We start from the raw sequence: 20,683 nt of genomic DNA, 5'->3' as shown, positions 1-20,683 counted from the left end.
AGCCAAATCACCGGAATTATTGCAAATATTCCGCCGGCCGCCGTCTTTTGAAAGAGAGAGGCCTGCCGTTGCCAACAGGCCGCTCCTGTCTCCGCCACACTCTTAAGACCGACACGCCTTACACCTTCGGCGCTACAGCCTTCTTCGGCGTTTTCTTCGCGGGTTTGGCCGACTTCTCCTCGGCAACAGCCGCCGCAGCGACCGCCGTCTTGCGCTTCGCTTTTGGCTTGATATCGATCGTGCTGCCGTTTGCTACAGTCTTTTCAAGCGCAATACGCTCGCTGCTCGCCTGCGCCCAGTGCTCGGCGTCGCGTCCCGAAGGATGACCTTCCTCTTCCCATATGGCGTATGCGCGTTTCTTGATCCATTCGTCCCGAGGTTCCAACATCTGCTGTTCTCCGTTCGCATCATTGAACATGGTTTTGATGAACAATGCCCGTTCTTGAAATGCGGGCTTTACGCCTCCCCCGAGCAGTCAAGACACTAGGTCAAGCGTTCTTCGGTCTCGACTCTCGAACCGCAGTGGTGCTTCAAACGAAAGACAGATTTACCGTGGGGGACGGTAGCGAAGCAGCCGAAGCACCCTAACTATGAAGGCGGTGACAACGGGGTTCAATTAAAATTATCTAATAGGATGAATTTTCGCACCGATAGCCTTCTGATGACCGCAAGCCGGCTCATTGCAGCTTTTGCGCGCAAGGATATACTTGCATCATGATCGACCTCGTGGCCGCCCATTGGGGCCAAATTCTCGCCGTCCTTTCCATCGCGATGGGGGCCGCCGCTGCAATCCATGCAGCCATGACCAAAGAGGATGTCCGCGCCGCGATCGGCTGGGTCGGCGTCATCATCCTGTCCCCCATCATCGGTGCCGTCCTCTATGCTGTCGCCGGCATCAATCGCATCCGCCGGGCCTCCCTCAGCTCGCAGCGAGACGCGCTCTTTCGCAAGGATGCGAATGGCGAGCTCTCCAGCTTCGACGCGGATGACGGCGAGGTGCGGCGGCTCTTCGGCGAACGTTTCGGCTCAATGAAGACGCTCGGCGACCGTGTCGTCCGTTACACGATGAGCACCGGCAATACGATCGAGATGCTGACGAACGGCGATGTCGCCTATGCCGCGATGAAAGCCGCAATCGATGGCGCCGAACGCAGCATCCTGATGGAAACCTATATTTTCGATCGCGATCCGATCGGCCTTCGCATCGCCGATGCCCTGATTGCCGCGACCAAACGCGGCGTCAGCGTCCGCGTGCTGATCGATGCCGTCGGCGCCCGCTATTCCGTGCCGAGTATCATGGGCTATCTGCGCCAGGGCGGCGTCCAGGTCGACGTCTTCAACGGCAATGTCATCATCGGCCTCCGGTTGCCCTACGCCAATCTGCGCACCCACCGTAAGATCCTCAGCATCGACGGACGAATTGCCTTTACCGGCGGCATGAACATACGCCAGGGTTTTACGCGCGAATTCGCTCGCGATCACTGCGCCCGCGACATGCATTTCTGCGTCACAGGCCCGGCAATCGCCGATCTCTTCAATACCGCAGCCGAAGACTGGCGCTTTACCACGGGCGAGGTCCTGAACGCCCCTGAATGGCGAATTGCCGCCCCTTCCAACGAGCCGGGTGCCCCAGTCTTTATGCGGGTCGTCGCCTCCGGCCCGGATCGCAGCGTCGAGACCAATCATAAGATGCTGATTGGTGCGCTGTCGGTGGCCCGCAAATCCATCCGCATCATGTCGCCTTATTTCCTGCCCGATCGAGAACTGATCAGCGCTCTGGTGACAGCAGCCCGGCGCGGCGTCGAGGTCGATATCGTCGTGCCGACAGCCAATAATCTCGTGCTCGTCGACCGAGCCATGACGGCGCAATTCGACCAGATGCTGAAAAATTACTGCCGCATCTGGCGCGCAGAAGGCGCCTTCAACCATTCCAAGCTTTTGGCCATCGACGGCATCTGGGCCTACGTCGGCTCTTCCAATCTCGATCCGCGCTCGCTGAGGCTCAATTTCGAGGTGGATCTCGAGGTGCTCGATCGCGGCTTTGCCGGCACGATCGATGCGCATATCGGCGCAATCCTCGAAACGGCGCATCCGGTCGATCTCGAAAAGCTTCGGGCGCGGCCCTTCATCGTCAGACTTGTCGAAAAGGTGCTTTGGCTCGGTTCGCCCTATCTCTGACGCTCGCTTGACCGAACAATCTTGCCTGGTCGCAGCCTTTTTACATGACAAGGCCAACGATCGCTTCTTATACTCTTTCCCATATGCCCGACATGGTCTGATCAAGGAACGGTCGACGGATAGATGCGAAAGAAGAAAGAAAGCCTCCGTGCGAGCATTCTGGAAAGCCTGAAGAACCGCAAGAAATCGCGCCCCAAGCCGGCTGGCGGCAAGGTGGACCGACCGGAAGGCACATTGATCGCCTCCTACAATGTCCACAAATGCGTCGGCGCCGACCGCCGCTTCGATCCGGAACGCACCAGCCGCGTCATTCATGAAATCGATGCCGATATCATCGGCTTGCAGGAAGCCGACACCCGTTTCGGGGAACGCACGGGCATCCTTGATCTGCGCCGCCTCGAGCGGGAAACAGGGCTTATTCCGGTGCCCATCACCGGCGTCACCAAGGCCCATGGCTGGCATGGCAATGTCGTGCTTTTCAAGCAGGGCACGGTGCGAGATGTCCATCAGATCAATTTGCCCGGGCTCGAGCCGCGCGGCGCACTCATTGCCGAACTGGAATTGGCGCGCGGCGGAAGCCTCAGGATTATCGCCGCACACCTCGGCCTGCTGCATCGCTCGCGTGCGCAGCAGACGCGCCTGATCGTCGACCTCATGAATGACGGCAGCGAGATGCCGACCATCCTGCTTGGCGATCTCAATGAATGGCGGCTGGGCGATCGCTCATCGCTCAATACCTTCCAGGCCGCCTTCGGCCCGCTTCCCCCTGCTGTTCCGAGCTTTCCCTCGACGCTGCCGCTCCTGGCGCTCGATCGCATCATGGCAAATCGCCGCGGCATGATCTCCGCGGTCGAAGTGCACGATTCACCGCTGGCGCGCCTGGCGTCGGATCATCTGCCCATCAAGGCAGTCGTCAGTCTCGAAACGTTCGACAACGACGCGCAGCGGCATCCACAGACAGCCTAGACTTTATCGACATGCTTCATGTTGATCCCACCGATATATGTGATGACGGGCGAGGAACCATCTTATAGGCTGCCCGCCGAATTGACCGATCCGGGAGACGATCCATGCTGAAGACTTTGTTGCTGACTGGCGCCGCCGGTGGCGTCGGGCAGGCGATCAGGTCGCTTCTGTCGCAAATTGCCGAGAATGTCGTTTTATCCGATCTCTCGCCGATAAGCGACTTGCGTCCGAACGAGCGCTTCGTCGCCTGCGATCTCGCCGACCGTGGCGGCGTCGAGGCAATGGTCAAGGGCGTGGACGGGATCATCCATCTCGGCGGTATTTCGGTCGAGAAGCCATTCGATCTGATCCTTCAAGGCAACATCGTCGGCCTCTACAATCTTTATGAAGCAGCGCGTGCCGCCGGCAAGCCGCGCATCGTTTTTGCAAGCTCCAATCACACGATCGGCTTCTACCGTCGCGACGAGCGGATCGACAACAAGGTGCCGACACGGCCGGATTCGCTCTATGGCGTCTCAAAAGTATTCGGCGAGGCGGTCGCAAGCCTTTACTTCGACAAGTTCGGCCAGGAAACGCTTTCGGTGCGTATTGGTTCGTGCTTCCCCGAGCCGCGCAATACGCGCATGCTCGCCACCTGGTTCAGCATCAGGGATTTCGTCTCGCTGTGCGATTGCGCCTTCAACGCCCCGCGTCTCGGCCACACGATCGTCTACGGTGTCTCGGACAATGACGAGCAATGGTGGGACAACGGCAACGCAGCCTTCCTCGGCTGGAAGCCGCGCGATAGCGCAGCACCGTGGCGGGCCGAAATTCTGTCGAGAACACCCGCTGAGGATCCAAACGATCCCGCAATCGTCTATCAGGGCGGCGGCTTCGTTTCTGCCGCGCACCCCGAGGACTGATCGTCAGACACCGTTGCGAAACAGCTTCCAACGCGTTGGCCTGAAGGCGATGCGGTTGCGATCCAATGCGTCGGCCTTGTTCGGCGGCAGTTCGATCTCGATAGGATCGTGCTCGGCACCGATATTGATCTCAAGATGGCGGGTGCCTGCCACGCGCCTGCTGGCAACGAGCAGCCCCGCGATCGCGCTGCCATCGCCGTCGCGGATCTCGATATCGTGGGGTCGGAAATAAAGATAGGCTTCGCCATCGGGCTCATGCGGCGTGCTGAGCCCCAGCGGCTTGTCATCGAACCAGATCTCACCGCTGGTGATGCGCACCTTGAGACGATTGGACTGACCAATGAAGCCATAAACGAAAGGCGAGTTCGGCGTGTCGTAGATTTCGTCCGGCGTGCCGACCTGTTCGATCGCGCCTTTGTTGAGCACGACGACGCGATCGGCGAGCTCCAATGCTTCTTCCTGGTCATGGGTCACGAAAACGGTGGTGTGGCCGGTGCGGTCGTGAATCTCGCGCAGCCATTTGCGCAGGTCCTTGCGCACCTGCGCATCGAGAGCCCCGAAGGGCTCGTCGAGAAGCAAGACATTCGGCTCCACGGCCATGGCCCGCGCCAGCGCAACACGCTGGCGCTGGCCGCCTGAAAGCTGCGTTGGATAACGCTTCTCCAGGCCGTTCAGCTGCACCAGTTCTAGCAGCTCCGTTGCACGGCGGCGGATTTCATCGCGCGGCGGGCGCCGCGATGCCGAGCGAACCTTCAGGCCGAAGGAGATATTGTCGAGCACCGTCATGTGCCTGAACAGCGCATAATGCTGAAACACGAAGCCGATATTACGCTGTTGGACGGTCTTCAGCGAAGCATCCTCTTCGCCAAAGAAGATCTTGCCCTCCGTGGGCGTTTCCAACCCAGCAATCAGGCGTAGCAGCGTCGTCTTGCCAGAGCCAGACGGCCCGAGAAGCGCGATCAGTTCGCTCGAGCGGATATCCAGGGACACGTCATGCAATGCGGGAAAGCGACCGAATTCCTTACGCAGGTTTTGAACGCGAACTTCCATTAAGAATTCCTTCAGTGACGCCGGCTGGCTGCGATCTCTTCGCTATAGCGCATTTCCAGCAGCGTCTTCAGTATCAATGTGACAAGGGCAAGCAGAGCCAGGAGCGTAGCAACGGCAAAGGCCCCAGAGAAATTATATTCGTTATAGAGAATCTCGACCTGCAGCGGCATGGTATTTGTTTCGCCGCGAATGTGGCCAGAGACGACCGAAACGGCGCCGAACTCACCCATGGCGCGGGCGTTGCAGAGCAATACGCCGTAAAGCAGGCCCCATTTGATGTTCGGCAGAGTGACATACCAGAAGGTCTGCCAGCCATTCGCCCCAAGCGAAAGTGCGGCCTCCTCGTCTGCGCTGCCCTGCTCCTGCATCAGCGGGATCAGTTCGCGCGCGACGAAGGGAAAGGTGACGAACATCGTCGCCAGCACCAGCCCTGGAACCGCAAACAGGACCTGAATACCGTGGCTCTGCAGCCAAGGGCCGAGTGTGCTGTTCGAATTGAACAACAGCACGAAGACCAAGCCCGATATAACCGGCGACACCGAAAAGGGCAGATCGATCAGCGTCGTCAGTAAGGCCTTGCCCTTGAATTCGAACTTGGCGATCGCCCAGGCGGCGGCAACGCCGCAGACAAGGTTCAATGGCACACTGATACCGGCAACGATCAACGTCAGCCGGATGGCCGCAAAGGTCTCCTCGTCGACGAGAGCTTCGAAGAAGGTCTCGATCCCCTTGCGGAATGCCTCGACGAAAACGGCGGCGAGAGGCAGAAGCACCATCAGCGTCAGGAACGCGAGCGAGATCAATATGAAGACGATGCGCGCAAGCCGGCTTTCGGTTATGACGGAATGACCCGTTTCGACTGGTGCAGAAAGATCATGCGCCATAGCCATACCTCCTTCTGCTCCAGGACTGGATGAGGTTGATGATCAAAAGCATGGTGAAGGAAATAAACAGCATCAACGTCGCAATCGCCGTCGCTGCCGAATAATTATATTCCTCCAGGCGAATGACGATGAGCAGCGGCGCGATTTCGGAAACATAGGGCTTGTTGCCGGCGATGAAGATGACTGATCCGTATTCGCCGGCCGCGCGCGCGAATGCCAATGCAAACCCCGTCAGCGCCGCCGGCGCAAGACCTGGCAAGAGCACGCGGGTTATCGTCTGGAAACGCGATGCGCCGAGGGTCGCTGCCGCTTCCTCGACCTCGCGGTCGATCTCTTCCATGACCGGCTGTGCCGTGCGCACGACGAAAGGCAGGCCGACGAAGATCAACGCGATGACGATGCCCACGGGCGTGAAGGCGATCTTGATGCCTAGCGGCGTCAAGAACTGACCAATCCAGCCATTCGGCGCGTAGAGCGTCGTCAAGGCAATACCGGCGACTGCCGTCGGCAGAGCGAACGGCAGATCAACCATGGCATCCAGGATGCGCTTGCCCGGAAAGCGGTAACGCACCAGTACCCAAGCCAGGATAAGTCCGAGCACGGCATTGACGAGCGCGGCGATGAAGGCGCCGCCGAAGCTCATGCGCAGCGCATAGAGCGTGCGCACATCAAGAGCCAAAGCCCAGAATTTCTCCCAACCAAGAGCGCTGCTCTTCCACAGCAAGCCTGACAGCGGAATGAGAACGATGAAGATGAGCCAAGCCAAGGTAACGCCGAGCGCCAATCCGAAGCCCGGAATGACGCTCGGCTGCCGTAACCGCCACCGTTTGCGGGTTATAGAATGCATTCAGTCTTATTGTCCCGGCTTATAGATCTGATCGAAGACGCCCCCGTCAGCGAAGAATTTCGGCTGAGCTTGAGACCATCCGCCGAAGTCGTCAATAGTTGCGAGCTTCAGGGACGGGAAACGAGCGACATCCTTCGGATCGGCTGCTTCCGGCTTGATCGGCCGGTAATAGTGCTTCGCAGCGATCTTCTGACCTTCATCCGAGTACAGGTAGTTGAGATATGCTTCCGCGACCTTGCGCGTACCCTTCGTGTCGACATTGCCATCGACGACGGCAACCGGGGGATCGGCGCGGATCGAAACGGACGGTGTTACGATTTCGAATTTATCGGGGCCGAGCTCGTCGAGCGAGAGATAGGCCTCGTTTTCCCAGGCGAGCAGGACATCACCAAGACCACGCTGCACGAAGGTCGTCGTCGCGCCACGCGCTCCGGTGTCGAGGACCGGAACATGCTTCAGGAGCTGTCCGACATAGTCCTGCGCCTTGGTATCATCGCCGCCATTGGCCTGCTTGGCCCAGGCCCATGCCGCCAGAATGTTCCAGCGGGCGCCGCCCGATGTCTTCGGGTTCGGCGTGATGACTTCGACGCCGTCCTTGACCAGATCCCCCCAGTCCTTGATGCCCTTGGGATTGCCCTTGCGCACCAGGAAAACGATGGTCGAGGTATAGGGAACGGAATTGTTCGGGAACTTGGTCTTCCAGTCGGCGGGGATCTTGTGCGTCGCCTTGGCGATCGCATCGATATCGCCTTCAAGGGCGAGCGTCACGACATCGGCATCGAGACCGTCGATAACCGAGCGGGCCTGCGCGCCGGAACCGCCATGCGAAGCCTTGATATTGATGGTTTCACCCGTGTCCTTCTTCCACTTGGCAGCAAAGGCCGTGTTGAAGTCCTTATAGAGTTCACGGGTCGGATCGTAGGAAACATTAAGAAGCGTCTTGTCCGCCGCCCAGGTCGGCGCGATGGCCGCGATCGAGAAACTGCCGATCAGAACTGCCGTGGCGAGAAGCCGTGAAAGCTTTATCGTCTGCATGATACACCCCCTTCGTTTGTCCTTAAACCCTACCAACTTGGTCGTATAAAGTAACGAAGACAGTTCCCGTTTTCGGCAACCGTGGAGAACAGCATCCCATAGAATCCAGAAAAGTGAAATCACATTCCTGAATGACATCAGACGCGCAACGAGTGCGTCGTCAGCAAATTGTGTCGGACATAAAGACGGAATAGAGTTCGTCAGCGCTCTTTGTCTGCCGCATCGCCGTCAGAACGCCTTCCGTGCGCAAACGCCTCGCGATCGCGGCAAGCACGTTCAGATAGTCGCTCCGGCCACCCTCTCCGAACAACAGCACGAAAGCCCATTCCGTCGGCACGTCGTCGATGGCTTCGAAATCGACGGGATGTGCAAAATGCACCATCAGTCCCCGAGGCCTCGTCATGGCAGCGATGGCGGCATGCGGAACCGCAACGCCATTGCCGATCCCCGTCGTGCCCAATTTTTCGCGCGTCTCCAACGCCCGCAGGACCACTGCCTCGTCCAGGCCAAAGCAATGGGCTGCCTTCGACGACAGCATCTGCAATGCCCGCCATTTCGTCGGAGTGGAGACGCCGACGAAGACGTGTTCGGGAAGAATGATCGTGGAAAGGTCCATGGTCGCACTCAAAGTCCGGCAATAAATTCTGAAATGGCATTCATCGCCACAAGTCTGAGGCCAAATCGCCTCGATAATGGGCTCGAAATCTCCGCCGCCTCAATCAGGCTCACGCAGCCGGTAGCCGACGCCTGTCTCGGTGGTGATATAGCGTGGCTGATCGGGAATCTCTTCGATCTTCTGCCGGAGCTGACGCACATAGACGCGCAGATACTGCACATCGGCCGCCGGCCCCCAGATCTGCTTCAGCAGGAACTGATGCGTCAGCACCTTGCCGGCATGCTGGGCAAGCACGCGCAGGATGTCGTATTCCTTCGGCGACAGCTTGATCTCCCTGCCATCGACCTTGACGATGCGCTTGACGAGATCGATGGAAAGGCCGTCGGTCTGGAAAATCGCCTTTTCGCCCTGCTGCTGCAGGCGATGGCGCAGCGCCACACGGATGCGCGCAGCAAGCTCGTTGACACCGAAAGGCTTGGTCACATAATCATCGGCGCCGCTCTCGAGCGCCTTGACGATACCAGCTTCATCGGTGCGACTCGACAGAATGACCACCGGGATCTGCACCCCATCCTCACGCCATTCCAAAAGCAGGTCCTGGCCGGATTTGTCGGGCAAGCCGAGATCGAGCACGATCAGATCGGGTTGATCCTCGGTGACCGATACCCGAGCCGATGCGGCGCTCTGTGCCTCGTTGACGACATAGCCTTGGGCACCAAGACCGACGCGCAGCAGCTTGCGGATCGGCGGCTCATCATCGACAACGAGAATCTTAACGGCGGTGGTGTTCATTTCAATTCATCCAGCTTCAGGACATCTGTTGGTTTCGGCAGGCGGATGGTGAAGACGGCTCCCTGCCGATCCGTTCTGTTACCCGCGGCAATCGTGCCACCCATCGCCTCGATGAAACCGCGGCAGATGGACAGGCCAAGACCGGTTCCGGCGCGCACCTGATCGCCCTTTCGTACGCGGTAGAATGTATCGAAGACGCGCTCGAGGTCGGTGGGCGGAATACCCGGTCCCTCGTCCATTACCCGGAAGACAATGTTGTCGATATCGGACCAGGCCTCCAGCCGAATGGCCGATCCTTCCGGCGCATATTTGGCGGCATTGTCGAGTAGATTGAACAGCACCTGCTCGAACAGCACCGGATCGACCTTCACCATCGGCAGATCGACGGGCATCTGCACGTCGATACGGTGATGCGTCAGGATTTTCTCCGCCCGCCGCAGCGCGCTGCCGACGATGTCGCCGGCATAATGCAGGGCATAATTCGGCTCCATCGCACCGGACTCGATCTTGGTCATATCGAGAAGATTGGCGATGAAGCGGTTGAGGCGCTCGGATTCGTCGATGACGGTCGAGAGGAGATCGACGCGATCTTCGTGCGGCAGGGTTTCCAGATAATCGCGCAAGGTGCCTGCCGCCCCAAGGATGGCAGCGAGTGGCGTTTTCAGATCATGCGAAATCGAGGTCAGCAGCGCCGAGCGCAGCCGGTCCGCCTCGACGGCGAGTTTCGCCCGGTCGACATCGGCAACCAGTTGTACGCGCTCGATGGCAAGAGCCGCCTGATCGGCAAGCGCGTCGAGCAGCCGCTGTTGCTCCGGCGTCAAGAGCGGTCCGTCGCGCCGGTCGCTATCGAGACCGATGACGCCCACGGCAGTGCGGCCGGTGCGCAGGGGAACGTAAAGACGTTTGGCGCCAGGCAAGGTATCGGCGCCGCGGCCAGCGGCATGATTATGCTCCCAGGCCCAGCGCGCCGCCGCAATATCGGCATCGTCGAGCGTATCGTCAGGCGGATAGCCCGCCCTGACGGCAATCGTGCCACGTTCGGGAAGAAGCAGCACGACCCGCAGTTTCAGCATCGACGCCAATTGAAAGGCGGTTGCCCAGAGAACATCGTCCAGAGTACCGGTACCAGCAAGCTTCTTGGAGAAAAGATAGAGGTCTTCGGTGGTTCGCGCCCGTTGCCGCGCCGCCACCGCCTGGCGCTGCACCGTCGCCGTTAGGTTACTCGCGATCACCGCGACACCGAGGAAGAAAAAGAAGGCAAGCACGCTTTCGGGATCGCTGATCGTCAGTGTGTAGCGCGGCGGCAGGAAGAAGAAGTTGAAGGCAAGAGCGCCGAGAAAACAGGAATAGAGCGCCGGGCGCAGGCCCTGCGTCACCGCGCTCGCCAGAACGGCCATCAAGAAGACGAGCGCCAGATTTCGCACATCCAGCACCTGGTCGAGGATGACGCAGAAACCGAGCGCGATGGCGACATAGAGCGTTGCCAGGACATAACCACGAAGCTGGAAAGGCGGCGGCGAAGGCGCCACTTTGACACCCCGCCTTGCGGCCTCGCCATCCGCTTCGCTGCCGGAAATGACATGGACGCTGATGTCGCCGGCCCTGCGGATGAGATCGTAGGATACCGAACGCCGCGACCAATCGCGCCAGGAGCCGATTTTCGGCGAGCCGATGACGATGTGGGTGACATTGTTGCTCGCCGAATGGCGAAGCAGTTCCTCCGCCACCTCGCGGCCTGGAAGCGTGATAGCTTCACCGCCGAGCTGTTCGGCGAGCCTGAGTGTTGCGGCAATCGTATCGCGCTGCGCCTCGCTCAAGCTGATCGAGCGGTTGGTTTCGACATAGACGGCTGCCCAGGGGGCCCGCAGGCGCGCGGCCATGCGGGCGGCATAGCGGACCAACGATGCCGAGCGCGGATGATGATCGATGGAAACAAGCACACGCTCGCCGGCAGCCCAAGGTCCCTGGATCGCGTGCGCCTGCATATGGGTCAGGAGCTGGTCGTCGACGCGCTGGGCGGTGCGTCGCAGCGCCAGTTCGCGCAACGCCGTCAGGTTGCCCGGCGTGAAATAGTTGGTCAGCGCCCGCTCAGCCGTCTTCGAGACATAGACCTTGCCGTCATGCAGCCGCTTGATGAGATCATCCGGCGTCAGATCGATGATCTCGACATCGTCGGCCATGTCGATGATGGAATCCGGCACCGTCTCGCGCACGCGGATGCGGGTAATCTGCGAGACGACGTCATTCAGGCTTTCGACGTGCTGGATATTCAGCGTCGTATAGACGTCGATCCCACGGTCGAGAAGCTCCTTCACATCGAGATAGCGTTTGGGATGCCGGCTGCCATAAGCATTGGTATGGGCAAGTTCGTCGACAAGCACCAGTTCGGGGCGGCGCTTCAAGATGGCATCGAGATCCATCTCCTCGAGCGCCCTGCCCTTATAGTCGACATTGATGCGCGGAACGATCTCGAATCCTTCAAGCAGGGCCTGCGTCTCGCGGCGGCCATGGGTCTCGACGACGCCGATCACAACATCGACGCCGTCGGCGATCTTCGCCCTGCCTGACATCAGCATCTCATAGGTCTTGCCGACGCCGGGTGCCGCTCCTAGGAATATCTTCAACCGTCCGCGTGTTTCCGCCCGCGCCTTTTCGAGAAGCGCATCGGGAGAAGGCCTGCTCAACATGTCGCGGCTTTCATCTGCCATTCGCGGATCGTCTTTCCTGATAAGGTTGAGACGGCGCTAATCGCCTCAACCTCTTCAACTCATTGAGTCATAGAAGCATCGAGCGCCTGGTTCAATGCCAGCACGTTGACCACAGGTTCCCCGAGAACACCGAGCTCTCGCGGCTCGATGGCCGCATCGACAAGCGATTTGACCTTGGCCTCATCCATGTTGCGGGCCTTGGCGACGCGCGGCACCTGGAAATAGGCATCCTCAGGCGAGATGTGCGGGTCGAGACCGCTACCCGATGTCGTCACCATGTCGATCGGAACCGGCACGTTCGGATTCTGAGCCTGCAGCGTTGCGGCATCGCCCTTGATGCGTGTCATCAGAGCCGAATTGGTCGGACCGAGATTGGAACCACCGGAATTGGCGGCATTATAGGGCGCGGAAACCGATTTAGTCGGGTCATTCGGATCGGCGCCGGTCGTGGCCGAGGGACGACCGTGGAAATATTTATCCGACGTAAAATTCTGGCCGATAAGGCTGGAGCCGATCACCTTGCCGTCCTTCTCCACCAGGCTGCCATTGGCCTGATGGGGAAAGAGCGCCTGTGCGACACCGGTCATGGCAAGCGGATAGGCGAGGCCGGTCAGGACGGTCGTAGCGACGATCATGACGATCGCGGGTCTGATTTGTTTCAACATGAGAGAAACTCCTTAGGCAAGGCCGATGGCGGTAATCGCCATGTCGATAGCCTTGATGCCGATGAAGGGAACGATGATGCCGCCGAGGCCGTAGATCAGCAGGTTGCGGCTCAGCAGCGCGCCCGCACCGATCGGACGGTAGCGAACACCCTTCAGCGACAGCGGGATTAGCGCAACAATGATGAGCGCGTTGAAGATGATGGCCGAGAGGATGGCGCTCTGCGGCGTTGCCAGCCCCATGACATTAAGCATCTTCAGCTGCGGATAGAAGGCGATGAACATCGCCGGGATGATGGCGAAGTATTTCGCTATGTCGTTGGCGATAGAGAAGGTCGTCAGCGCACCGCGCGTCATCAGCAGCTGCTTGCCGATCTCGACGATCTCGATGAGCTTCGTCGGGTCGCTGTCGAGATCGACCATGTTGCCGGCTTCGCGGGCGGCAACGGTGCCGGTATTCATGGCGACGCCGACATCGGCCTGAGCGAGCGCCGGCGCGTCATTCGTGCCGTCGCCGCACATGGCAACCAGCTTGCCCTGCGCCTGCTCCTGGCGCATCAGCGCCAGCTTCATTTCAGGCGTTGCCTGGGCAAGGAAGTCGTCCACGCCGGCTTCGGCGGCGATAGCGGCAGCCGTCAACGGGTTATCGCCCGTGATCATCACGGTGCGGATGCCCATGCGGCGCAGTTCCGCAAAACGCTCGCGAATGCCGCCCTTGACGATATCCTTGAGATGGATAACCCCGAGAAGACGACCGTCACGGGCAACGGCAAGCGGCGTACCGCCGGCCTTGGCAATCTCATCGGCGATCGCCTGCAGCTCACGCAGCATTTCGCTCGATGTGCGGGATATGACCGCAGTACCTTCGTGGCTGCCATTGGCAGCACCTTCGACATAGGCGACGACAGCATCGACCGCGCCCTTGCGGATCGAGGAACCATCGAGATCGACTCCGCTCATGCGGGTCTGAGCGGTGAAGGGAACGAAGGTCGCCTTCAGGCTCGTCATATCGCGGCCGCGGATCGCATATTTCTCCTTGGCAAGCACGACGATCGAGCGCCCCTCCGGCGTTTCGTCGGCAAGCGAGGCAAGCTGGGCGGCATCGGCGAGATCCTGCTCACTGATCCCCCGGACCGGGCGGAAGGCGGTTGCCTGACGGTTGCCAAGCGTGATCGTGCCGGTCTTGTCGAGAAGCAGCGTATCGACGTCGCCAGCGGCCTCGACAGCGCGGCCCGACATGGCCAGCACGTTGAAGCGCACCAGGCGGTCCATGCCGGCGATGCCGATCGCCGAAAGCAATGCGCCGATAGTGGTTGGGATCAGCGTGACGAAGAGCGCAACGAGCACGACGGTCTGGATCGAACCGCCGGCATAGGCGGCAAAGCTCGGGATGGTGACTGTCGCGAGAACGAAAATCAGCGTCATGCCGGCCAGCAGGATGTTGAGCGCGATTTCGTTCGGCGTCTTCTGCCGTTCAGCGCCTTCGACCAGCCCGATCATGCGGTCGATAAAGGTCGAGCCCGCAGCAGCGGTGATCCGCACGCGGATCTCGTCCGACAGGACCTGCGTACCGCCCGTCACAGCCGAGCGGTCGCCGCCCGATTCACGGATGACAGGTGCGGATTCACCTGTGATGGCGGCTTCATTGACGGAAGCGACGCCTTCGATGACTTCGCCATCGGACGGAATGATATCGCCGGCTTCGACTAGAACGACATCACCGACCTTGAGGCTGGTGCCGGGCACCATCTTGTAGTCGGTGCGGCTGTTGCCGACGAGCAGCTTCGCCTGGGTTTCGGTACGCGACTTGCGCAGCGAATCCGCCTGCGCCTTGCCGCGACCTTCGGCAACGGCTTCGGCGAAATTGGCGAAAAGCACCGTGAACCACAGCCAGATATTGATCTGCAGCGAAAAGCCGAGATTGCCGCCGCCGGTGACGAGGTCGCGCAGGAAGAGAACGGTCGTCAACATCGAAACGACGGCGACCACGAACATGACGGGGTTCTTGGCGAGGGTGCGCGGGTTCAGCTTCGTGAACGAAGCGCCGATCGCCGGAACGAGGATGCGAGAATCCAGAATACTCGCTGATTTTAACTGGCTCATAAGAGGCTCCAGCGTGAAGAGGAAAACGTCAGATCGGAACGCTGCCGATCAGCCGATTAAAAATCCGAAGACGACAAGGCCGAGGAACAGTGCAGCCATCGCCAGCAAGATGGCGTCGGATGCGCAGGCCATGCCGGCCGGACCACGCCCCCTGTCGAAGGGGCGTGGGTCGATAGCTTTTCTAAGCCTGGCCAAAAGCAGGTGGCTCATGACAGTGATCCCTAGAAGGTCTGGCCGGCGATCATCGACAGATGTTCGACGATCGGTCCGAGCGCCAGCGCCGGGAAGAAGGTCAGGCCACCCACGATCAGGATCGTGCCGACGAGCAGACCGACGAAGAGCGGGCCATCCGTCGGGAAGGTGCCGGCCGAGGCAGGAACCGTCTTCTTGGCGATCAGCGAGCCGGCAATTGCAAGCGCCGGAACGATGACCAGGAAGCGGCCGATGAGCATGACGATGCCAAGCGTGGTGTTGTACCAGGGGGTGTTGGCCGACAGACCGGCAAAGGCCGAGCCGTTATTCGCTGCCGCGGAGCTGTAGGCATAGAGGATTTCAGAGAACCCATGCGGGCCGGAATTGCCGATAGCGGCGACTGCTGACGGTAATACTGCGGAGATCGCGGTAAAGATCAGCATCCCGAAGGGGAGGCAAAGTACGGCGAGCATCGCCATCTTCACTTCCTTCGCTTCGATCTTCTTGCCGAGATATTCCGGCGTGCGCCCAACCATGAGGCCAGCAACGAAGATGGCGATGATGACGAACATCAGGATGCCGTAGAAGCCGGCGCCGACGCCGCCGACGATGACCTCGCCGAGCTGTAGGTTGATGAGCGGGATCATGCCGCCAATCGCCGTAAAGCTACCCAACATGCCATTGACTGCGCCACAGGATGCAGCGGTGGTGATGACTGCGAACAGCGAGGATGCGGCAAGCCCGAAGCGCACTTCCTTGCCTTCCATATTGCCGCCCTGGACACCGAGCGCATGAACAAGCGGATTGCCTGCTGCTTCGGCCCAGTAGGTGACGATGACGCCAGCGATGAAGAGCGTTCCCATTGCTGCCAGGATCGCCCAGCCCTGACGCTGGCTGCCGACCATGCGGCCGAAGACGTTCGTCAGCGCAGCACCGATGGCGAAGATCGCCAGCATCTGGATGAGGTTGGAGACGGCATCGGGGTTTTCGAACGGATGCGCCGAGTTGGCGTTGAAGAAGCCGCCGCCATTTGTACCGAGCATCTTGATGGCGAGCTGCGAAGCGACGGGACCGACTGCAATCGTCTGCTTGGCGCCTTCGAGTGTCGTCGCGTCAACATAGGGGCCGAGCGTCTGCGGCACGCCGAGATAGACGAAAGCAATCGTCAGCACGATGCAGATCGGCAAGAGGACATAGAGCGTCGCGCGAACCATATCGACCCAGAAATTGCCGATCGCCTTGCCCGAGGCACGTGCGAAAGCACGGATCAGCGCAATGGCGATGGCGATGCCGGTTGCCGCGGAAACGAAGTTCTGCACCGTCAGGCCGGCCATCTGCACGAGGTAGGACATCGTGCTTTCGCCTCCGTAGTTCTGCCAATTGGTATTGGTGACGAAGCTGGTTGCCGTGTTGAAGGACAGTTCCGGGCCGACTGCGGTCATGCCGGCCGGATTATACGGCAGGCTGCCTTGCAGGCGCTGCAACGCGTAAAGAACGAGAAAACCGGCGAGGCTGAACAGCAGCATGGAAACCGAATAGGTGGTCCAGTGCTGCTCTTCGCGCTCATCCGTGCCGGCCAAACGATAAAGCCCCCGTTCCACAGGACGGAGGACGAAGGAGAGGAAGGTGCGCTCGCCGGTAAAGACACGCGTCATGTAACCGCCGAGCGGTTTGATGAGCAGGAGAAGGATCCCGATGTAAATGAGGATCTGAAGCCATCCGTTGAAGGTCATGGAGGTAACTTTCCCTATGAAGCGCTGTTAGAAGCGCTCGGGGCGAATGAGAGCGTAGACCAGGTAGACGGTGAGAAAGATCGTCACGCCGCCACCGAGAATGTAATCGAGAAGCATTGCCGTCTCTCCGACTAGAGGCTGTCGCAGGCCTTGGTGTAAGCGACGCAAAGGAGGAAGAATAAAACGCCGATCCCGACAAGAAGAATGTCCATCATCGATCGCAATTCCTTGATTGTTATTGTTGAATGCAGAAACGATGGAGCGCGCCCTTGCTCAGGGCGCCTCTTTTTTTCTGCCGACCAGAAAGATCACTTGGGGTGCATCTTCCGGACACAATATGCGACCGAACCGCATTAAGGTTCGAGACGGCGGGAAAGCGGAAGATATAAAAATCTTATAAATGCCGGTGCGGATGATGACGGGCTGAAAGTCTGTTCATATGCGAAGCAGATGCCGGCCTGTGCTGCTCAACTCGTTCGAAGAGTCAGCCCATCCGACGATGGGAGTCCCTGATCGATGAAGACCGGACCGATAGCACGCCGCGAATGGACACCCTCATCAAAGAGCCTGTCCAGCTTGATCCGGCGCGGCTCCACCGGTCCCGTTCGCACATGAATGCGGGTAGCGCTCAGGGCCGAACTATGACCTTGATTTCGCCGGCCAGCGGCGCGCTGCCAACCACGCCTGCGACGTCTTCTAGGCCGATCGTCTTCGTAACAAGCGAATCCAGCTCCAGAATCCCGCTTGCCACCATGGCGGCGGCGCGAGCGTGGGTGAAAGGATTGAGATAAGCCGGCCTGATCTCAACCTCATTGACGAGCAGATCAAACGGCAGAATGGGCACTTCGAGGCCTGCCGGCGTTACACCGAAGAGGACGAAAGCACCGCCGCGCCGCGCCATCCGAACGCCGCTCTGAAGCGTTTCGGGAACGCCGGCACATTCTATGATGACGTCAACGCCGCCACGGGTCGCGTCTTTGACGGCGGCAACCGCATCGATCGCCGTCGGGTCGAGGGCCAGCGTCGCTCCCAGGCGCAACGCCGCCTCGCGCCGCGACAGCTGTCTTGTAACAAGGATGATCTGGTCTGCGCCGGCCAAACGGGCCAGTTGGACCATGAGCAGGCCGATGACGCCGCCGCCCAATATGGCAATGCTATCGCCCGGACGGATTTGTGCCTTGTCGATGGCATGGATGCAGCAGGCCAGCGGCTCGCAGAAAGCGCCATGGACGGGATCGAGATCTGGGGGCAACGTGAACGCCTGACCGCAGGGAACCGCAACATAGTCGGCAAAGCCGCCATCGCGCGTCACGCCGATAGCCGTGAGGTTGGCGCAGAGATTCGGCCGCCCACGCCGGCAGGCAGGGCAGGTACCGCAGGCAATATTCGGATCGACCGTGACGAGTTCTCCGCCTACAAATGACGAAACACCCTCACCCACCTCTTCCACGAGGCCGCAGAACTCGTGACCCAGGGTCACCGGGATCGCCGTCGGATATTCGCCCTTGTACATGTGCCGGTCGGACCCACAGATGCCGGCGGCGAGAATCCGCACGATGATCTCTCCCGGCCCGGCGCTCGGCTTCTCGACCATGCGCATGGTCATATCGCCGATCGCTTCCAAACGGACTGCCCTCATTCGCCTCCTCCAAGCATAAGGTTTGATTCTTGCGCTACTGCGCTGCTCCCATCCGCACTATAGCACTCAATGGTGCGTGTAGCCGCTCCATAGCCGATGCGCTAGACGCTCGAGCAAGCACCACAGCACTCGCCTGAAAGTCTTCTCATATTGGTATTGGAGAGCTTTAAAAAGCGAATGGCCTTCGGACAGGGCCGCGACCGAGAAGGCGCCAATAAAACCCAAGCCCCGCCTTGGAGGGACTCGTGTCTGTGCCGGATCAGCCGATTGCCCCGGCTTGCGCGCGGGGCAATCTCCAACTGGCCTCAGTTCAAATTTAATGCTGGCCGGTTCCCTGGATCGCCGAAAGCTTCCAGTCCGAACCCGGCTTGCGCACGAAGGTCCAGAGTTCCGTCGTCTCGGAAGGATTGCGGTCGTCGCCATCCACAAGCTTTCCGGTCGTGCGATCGACCATCGCGTCGATGCTCGAGTAGCGCATTGCAAGCGTTGCATACTCGGCATCTTCCTCACGCCAGGCCTCGGCGATATCACCCTGCAGCAGGCGCACATCGGAAACGCTGTTGCGCACGCCATTGGTAGCGTTCTCACCGAGCTCCTCGGCCAGATAAGACATCGCCTCCGGCGTGGTCAGCCGACGGATCGCCGCATAATCCTCGGCGCCATAGGCTGTTTGGATTTCGGTGAGAAGGTGCTCGAAACGATCGAGATCAGCCTGCTGCAGCCCGATCTCGTCATTGGCTTGGCGCATCTTTTGGGCGGCCGCTGCTCCGCCGCCGATGGACGGAATGGAGAAGGAAGGACGCGGCGATGCGCCCGCGTTGTTCATCGGGTTCATATTGTAGGACGACCCAGATCCGGGTGCTGCATATTGCGTGCGCTGCCGGTTTGCGAAGAAGCGCATCGCAAAGCTGATGAGCAGCACGATCAGACCGATCTGCAGCAGCATTCCGAGAAAGCCGATGCCACCGCCGAAACCATGGCCGAGTAGCATGCCGAGAAGGCCACCGGCGATCAGGCCACCGATCATCGACCCGCCGAAGCCGCCGAAAAGGCCAGGACGCTGGGGCGCACCAAGCGGCGGCTGGGTTGTCGTCTGCTGCGGCGGCCGCTGCGTCATCGTCCTGTCAATGGGTGCGGCCTGTGTGGGCGCCGTCCTCGTAATGGCCGGGGTATCGAAGGTGCGCGTTCCACGGCTTCCGAAGCCGCTGGATCCAGCCCGACGTGCATCGGCGGCATCAAAGGTCGCCACGGACGACGCGGCGGCGAGGACGACGATAGCTGCGATCTTGGCAAAGCGCGGCACTGCACTGAACATTGGCTCTCCTGTCATAGGGCAGAAAGACGAATTTGCCCTTATATGGGGATGCCTGTTCGTGATTGTAAGGCTGCGATTTTAAGTTGCCGAAACTTTTGGATTTCAACCAAACCAATCTATCCGTATGCGGATGCTCGGCAGCAACGATCTAAGACGATCCTAATTTTCATCAGCTCTATCGATCAGGCCATCATAGACTTCCATCATTGCGTTGGTGATCGCCTGGCCAAGTGCGTTGCCGGCCGCGCGGACATCGTCGTCCGTGCCGTCCCGTGCTGCTCTTGCCAGTTCAAAGCCCTCACTGCTGATGATCTGCTTTGCGACCTCGATTGCCCACAGTCCGAAATCGCCGCGGTTGTCTATCTTGATCTCGTGTTCCATTGCTTGTTCCATTCATCCATCGTGAGCAAGCCTCTATAGAGCCAACCAGCGAAAGGCCACCCCGATCGCGCCGCCATAGCGGGTGTCCATATGGTGAAAAGATGCGCCGTTGCCCCAAGGTTCGTCCATTTCCGGAGATTCGCGGGCTTCTGCGGATACCCGTTTGTCGCTCTCTATCGGCCGCATGATCAGGTCTTCGCCTGGAAAATCACCCGCGGAAAACCTCCAAAATGGCGTCAATGCGTCGGAACCTGTGGAAATGCAGGCTTTCTCGGCCCTTCATGGCAGAACTCCTCGTGACATTGGGCATCTCCAATGGAAATGATTCCGCCGTTATCAATGCGGGGGAAGCCTCATGACCACTACCAATGAAATTGCAGACAAGATTGCCGCAGATCACAAGCTGACCAAGGCACAAGGCAAGGCAATCGTCGAAGCCGTCTTTGCCGCCATCACCGGAGCCGCGACCTCCGGCGCCGAAACCTCCATTCCGGGTTTTGGCAAGTTCAAGGTCAAGGATACGCCGGAGCGCGAAGCACGCAACCCCGGAACGGGCGCAACCATCAAGGTTGCAGCATCGAAGAAGCTGACCTTCACGCCCGCAAAGGCGCTGAAGGATGCGCTCAACAAATAATCCCTGCTCTGGCCGGCAAGGCCCGTAGGCTCCATGACCGACCCTA

20 protein-coding genes are annotated in these 20,683 nt (G+C 59.8%); 4 read left to right on the top strand and 16 right to left on the bottom strand.

Going from position 1 to position 20,683, the window contains the following annotated elements; translation table 11 throughout:
* Positions 1–118 precede the first annotated feature (118 nt).
* Positions 119–388, bottom strand: a complete 270-nt coding sequence (locus tag AC13QE_RS03980; protein ID WP_112398567.1) for a DUF2934 domain-containing protein — start codon at positions 386–388, stop codon at positions 119–121.
* A 326-nt stretch (positions 389–714) separates the two neighbouring features.
* Here AC13QE_RS03980 and AC13QE_RS03975 point away from each other — a divergent pair, with 326 nt between their 5' ends.
* From AC13QE_RS03975 to AC13QE_RS03965, 3 genes are all read left to right on the top strand, one after another.
* A complete protein-coding gene (locus AC13QE_RS03975; protein ID WP_488482668.1) occupies positions 715–2,178 on the top strand; it encodes a phospholipase D-like domain-containing protein in 1,464 nt (487 codons plus the stop codon).
* Between the two features lie 123 nt (positions 2,179–2,301).
* Entirely contained in the window at positions 2,302–3,144 is an 843-nt protein-coding gene (locus tag AC13QE_RS03970; RefSeq protein ID WP_015342839.1) for an endonuclease/exonuclease/phosphatase family protein, read from the top strand.
* Between the two features lie 104 nt (positions 3,145–3,248).
* Positions 3,249–4,046, top strand: a complete 798-nt coding sequence (locus AC13QE_RS03965) for an NAD-dependent epimerase/dehydratase family protein (RefSeq protein ID WP_488482667.1) — start codon at positions 3,249–3,251, stop codon at positions 4,044–4,046.
* 3 nt (positions 4,047–4,049) lie between these two features.
* Here the strand turns inward: AC13QE_RS03965 and AC13QE_RS03960 are convergent, their stop codons facing one another.
* The 15 genes from AC13QE_RS03960 to AC13QE_RS03890 form a co-directional block, all read right to left on the bottom strand.
* The gene (locus AC13QE_RS03960; RefSeq protein WP_132718081.1) at positions 4,050–5,096 is read right to left on the bottom strand and encodes a sulfate/molybdate ABC transporter ATP-binding protein; all 1,047 of its coding nucleotides are present in this window, start codon (positions 5,094–5,096) and stop codon (positions 4,050–4,052) included.
* An 11-nt stretch (positions 5,097–5,107) separates the two neighbouring features.
* The gene (cysW, locus tag AC13QE_RS03955; RefSeq protein ID WP_488482666.1) at positions 5,108–5,980 is read right to left on the bottom strand and encodes a sulfate ABC transporter permease subunit CysW; all 873 of its coding nucleotides are present in this window, start codon (positions 5,978–5,980) and stop codon (positions 5,108–5,110) included.
* Complete coding sequence (gene cysT, locus AC13QE_RS03950; RefSeq protein WP_488482665.1) at positions 5,970–6,827, bottom strand: sulfate ABC transporter permease subunit CysT; 858 nt, start codon at positions 6,825–6,827, stop codon at positions 5,970–5,972. The genes cysW and cysT overlap by 11 nt, the downstream gene beginning before the upstream one ends.
* A 6-nt stretch (positions 6,828–6,833) precedes the next feature.
* Positions 6,834–7,862: a sulfate ABC transporter substrate-binding protein gene (locus AC13QE_RS03945; RefSeq protein WP_488482664.1), complete on the bottom strand. Its 1,029-nt coding sequence runs from the start codon at positions 7,860–7,862 to the stop codon at positions 6,834–6,836.
* A 160-nt stretch (positions 7,863–8,022) separates the two neighbouring features.
* Complete coding sequence (locus AC13QE_RS03940; protein WP_112337311.1) at positions 8,023–8,478, bottom strand: PTS sugar transporter subunit IIA; 456 nt, start codon at positions 8,476–8,478, stop codon at positions 8,023–8,025.
* A 99-nt stretch (positions 8,479–8,577) separates the two neighbouring features.
* Positions 8,578–9,270 (bottom strand): response regulator transcription factor, encoded by a 693-nt coding sequence (locus AC13QE_RS03935; protein ID WP_488482663.1) that lies wholly within the window; start codon positions 9,268–9,270, stop codon positions 8,578–8,580.
* Positions 9,267–11,978 (bottom strand): DUF4118 domain-containing protein, encoded by a 2,712-nt coding sequence (locus AC13QE_RS03930; protein ID WP_488482662.1) that lies wholly within the window; start codon positions 11,976–11,978, stop codon positions 9,267–9,269. Before AC13QE_RS03930 ends, AC13QE_RS03935 begins: the two co-directional genes overlap by 4 nt.
* A gap of 59 nt (positions 11,979–12,037) precedes the next feature.
* Positions 12,038–12,643 carry a K(+)-transporting ATPase subunit C gene (locus AC13QE_RS03925; protein WP_488482661.1) on the bottom strand — a complete coding sequence of 202 codons (606 nt, stop codon included), beginning with the start codon at positions 12,641–12,643 and terminating at the stop codon, positions 12,038–12,040.
* 12 nt (positions 12,644–12,655) lie between these two features.
* Positions 12,656–14,743, bottom strand: coding sequence for a potassium-transporting ATPase subunit KdpB (kdpB, locus tag AC13QE_RS03920; protein ID WP_488482660.1), 2,088 nt, complete (start codon positions 14,741–14,743; stop codon positions 12,656–12,658).
* 48 nt (positions 14,744–14,791) lie between these two features.
* The gene (locus AC13QE_RS03915) at positions 14,792–14,953 is read right to left on the bottom strand and encodes a hypothetical protein (protein ID WP_488482659.1); all 162 of its coding nucleotides are present in this window, start codon (positions 14,951–14,953) and stop codon (positions 14,792–14,794) included.
* Positions 14,954–14,964: 11 nt separating this feature from the next.
* Positions 14,965–16,668 (bottom strand): potassium-transporting ATPase subunit KdpA, encoded by a 1,704-nt coding sequence (kdpA, locus tag AC13QE_RS03910; protein ID WP_488482658.1) that lies wholly within the window; start codon positions 16,666–16,668, stop codon positions 14,965–14,967.
* Between the two features lie 27 nt (positions 16,669–16,695).
* Entirely contained in the window at positions 16,696–16,785 is a 90-nt protein-coding gene (gene kdpF / locus AC13QE_RS03905; RefSeq protein WP_041678183.1) for a K(+)-transporting ATPase subunit F, read from the bottom strand.
* 511 nt (positions 16,786–17,296) lie between these two features.
* On the bottom strand, positions 17,297–18,307 hold the full coding sequence (locus tag AC13QE_RS03900) for a zinc-dependent alcohol dehydrogenase family protein (protein ID WP_488482657.1): 1,011 nt from the start codon (positions 18,305–18,307) through the stop codon (positions 17,297–17,299).
* A 316-nt stretch (positions 18,308–18,623) separates the two neighbouring features.
* Entirely contained in the window at positions 18,624–19,622 is a 999-nt protein-coding gene (locus AC13QE_RS03895) for a Tim44 domain-containing protein (protein ID WP_488482656.1), read from the bottom strand.
* Positions 19,623–19,781: 159 nt separating this feature from the next.
* On the bottom strand, positions 19,782–20,003 hold the full coding sequence (locus AC13QE_RS03890) for a hypothetical protein (RefSeq protein ID WP_488482655.1): 222 nt from the start codon (positions 20,001–20,003) through the stop codon (positions 19,782–19,784).
* Positions 20,004–20,358: 355 nt separating this feature from the next.
* On the opposite strand from AC13QE_RS03890, the gene AC13QE_RS03885 reads away from it, so the two are divergent.
* Positions 20,359–20,637: an HU family DNA-binding protein gene (locus AC13QE_RS03885; protein ID WP_015342821.1), complete on the top strand. Its 279-nt coding sequence runs from the start codon at positions 20,359–20,361 to the stop codon at positions 20,635–20,637.
* Positions 20,638–20,683 lie beyond the last annotated feature (46 nt).

The organism is Martinezella sp. CNPSo 3957 (genome assembly GCF_057784395.1).
The sequence above is the reverse complement of the archived record's forward strand: the minus strand, read 5'-3'. Positions and strand labels throughout refer to the sequence as shown.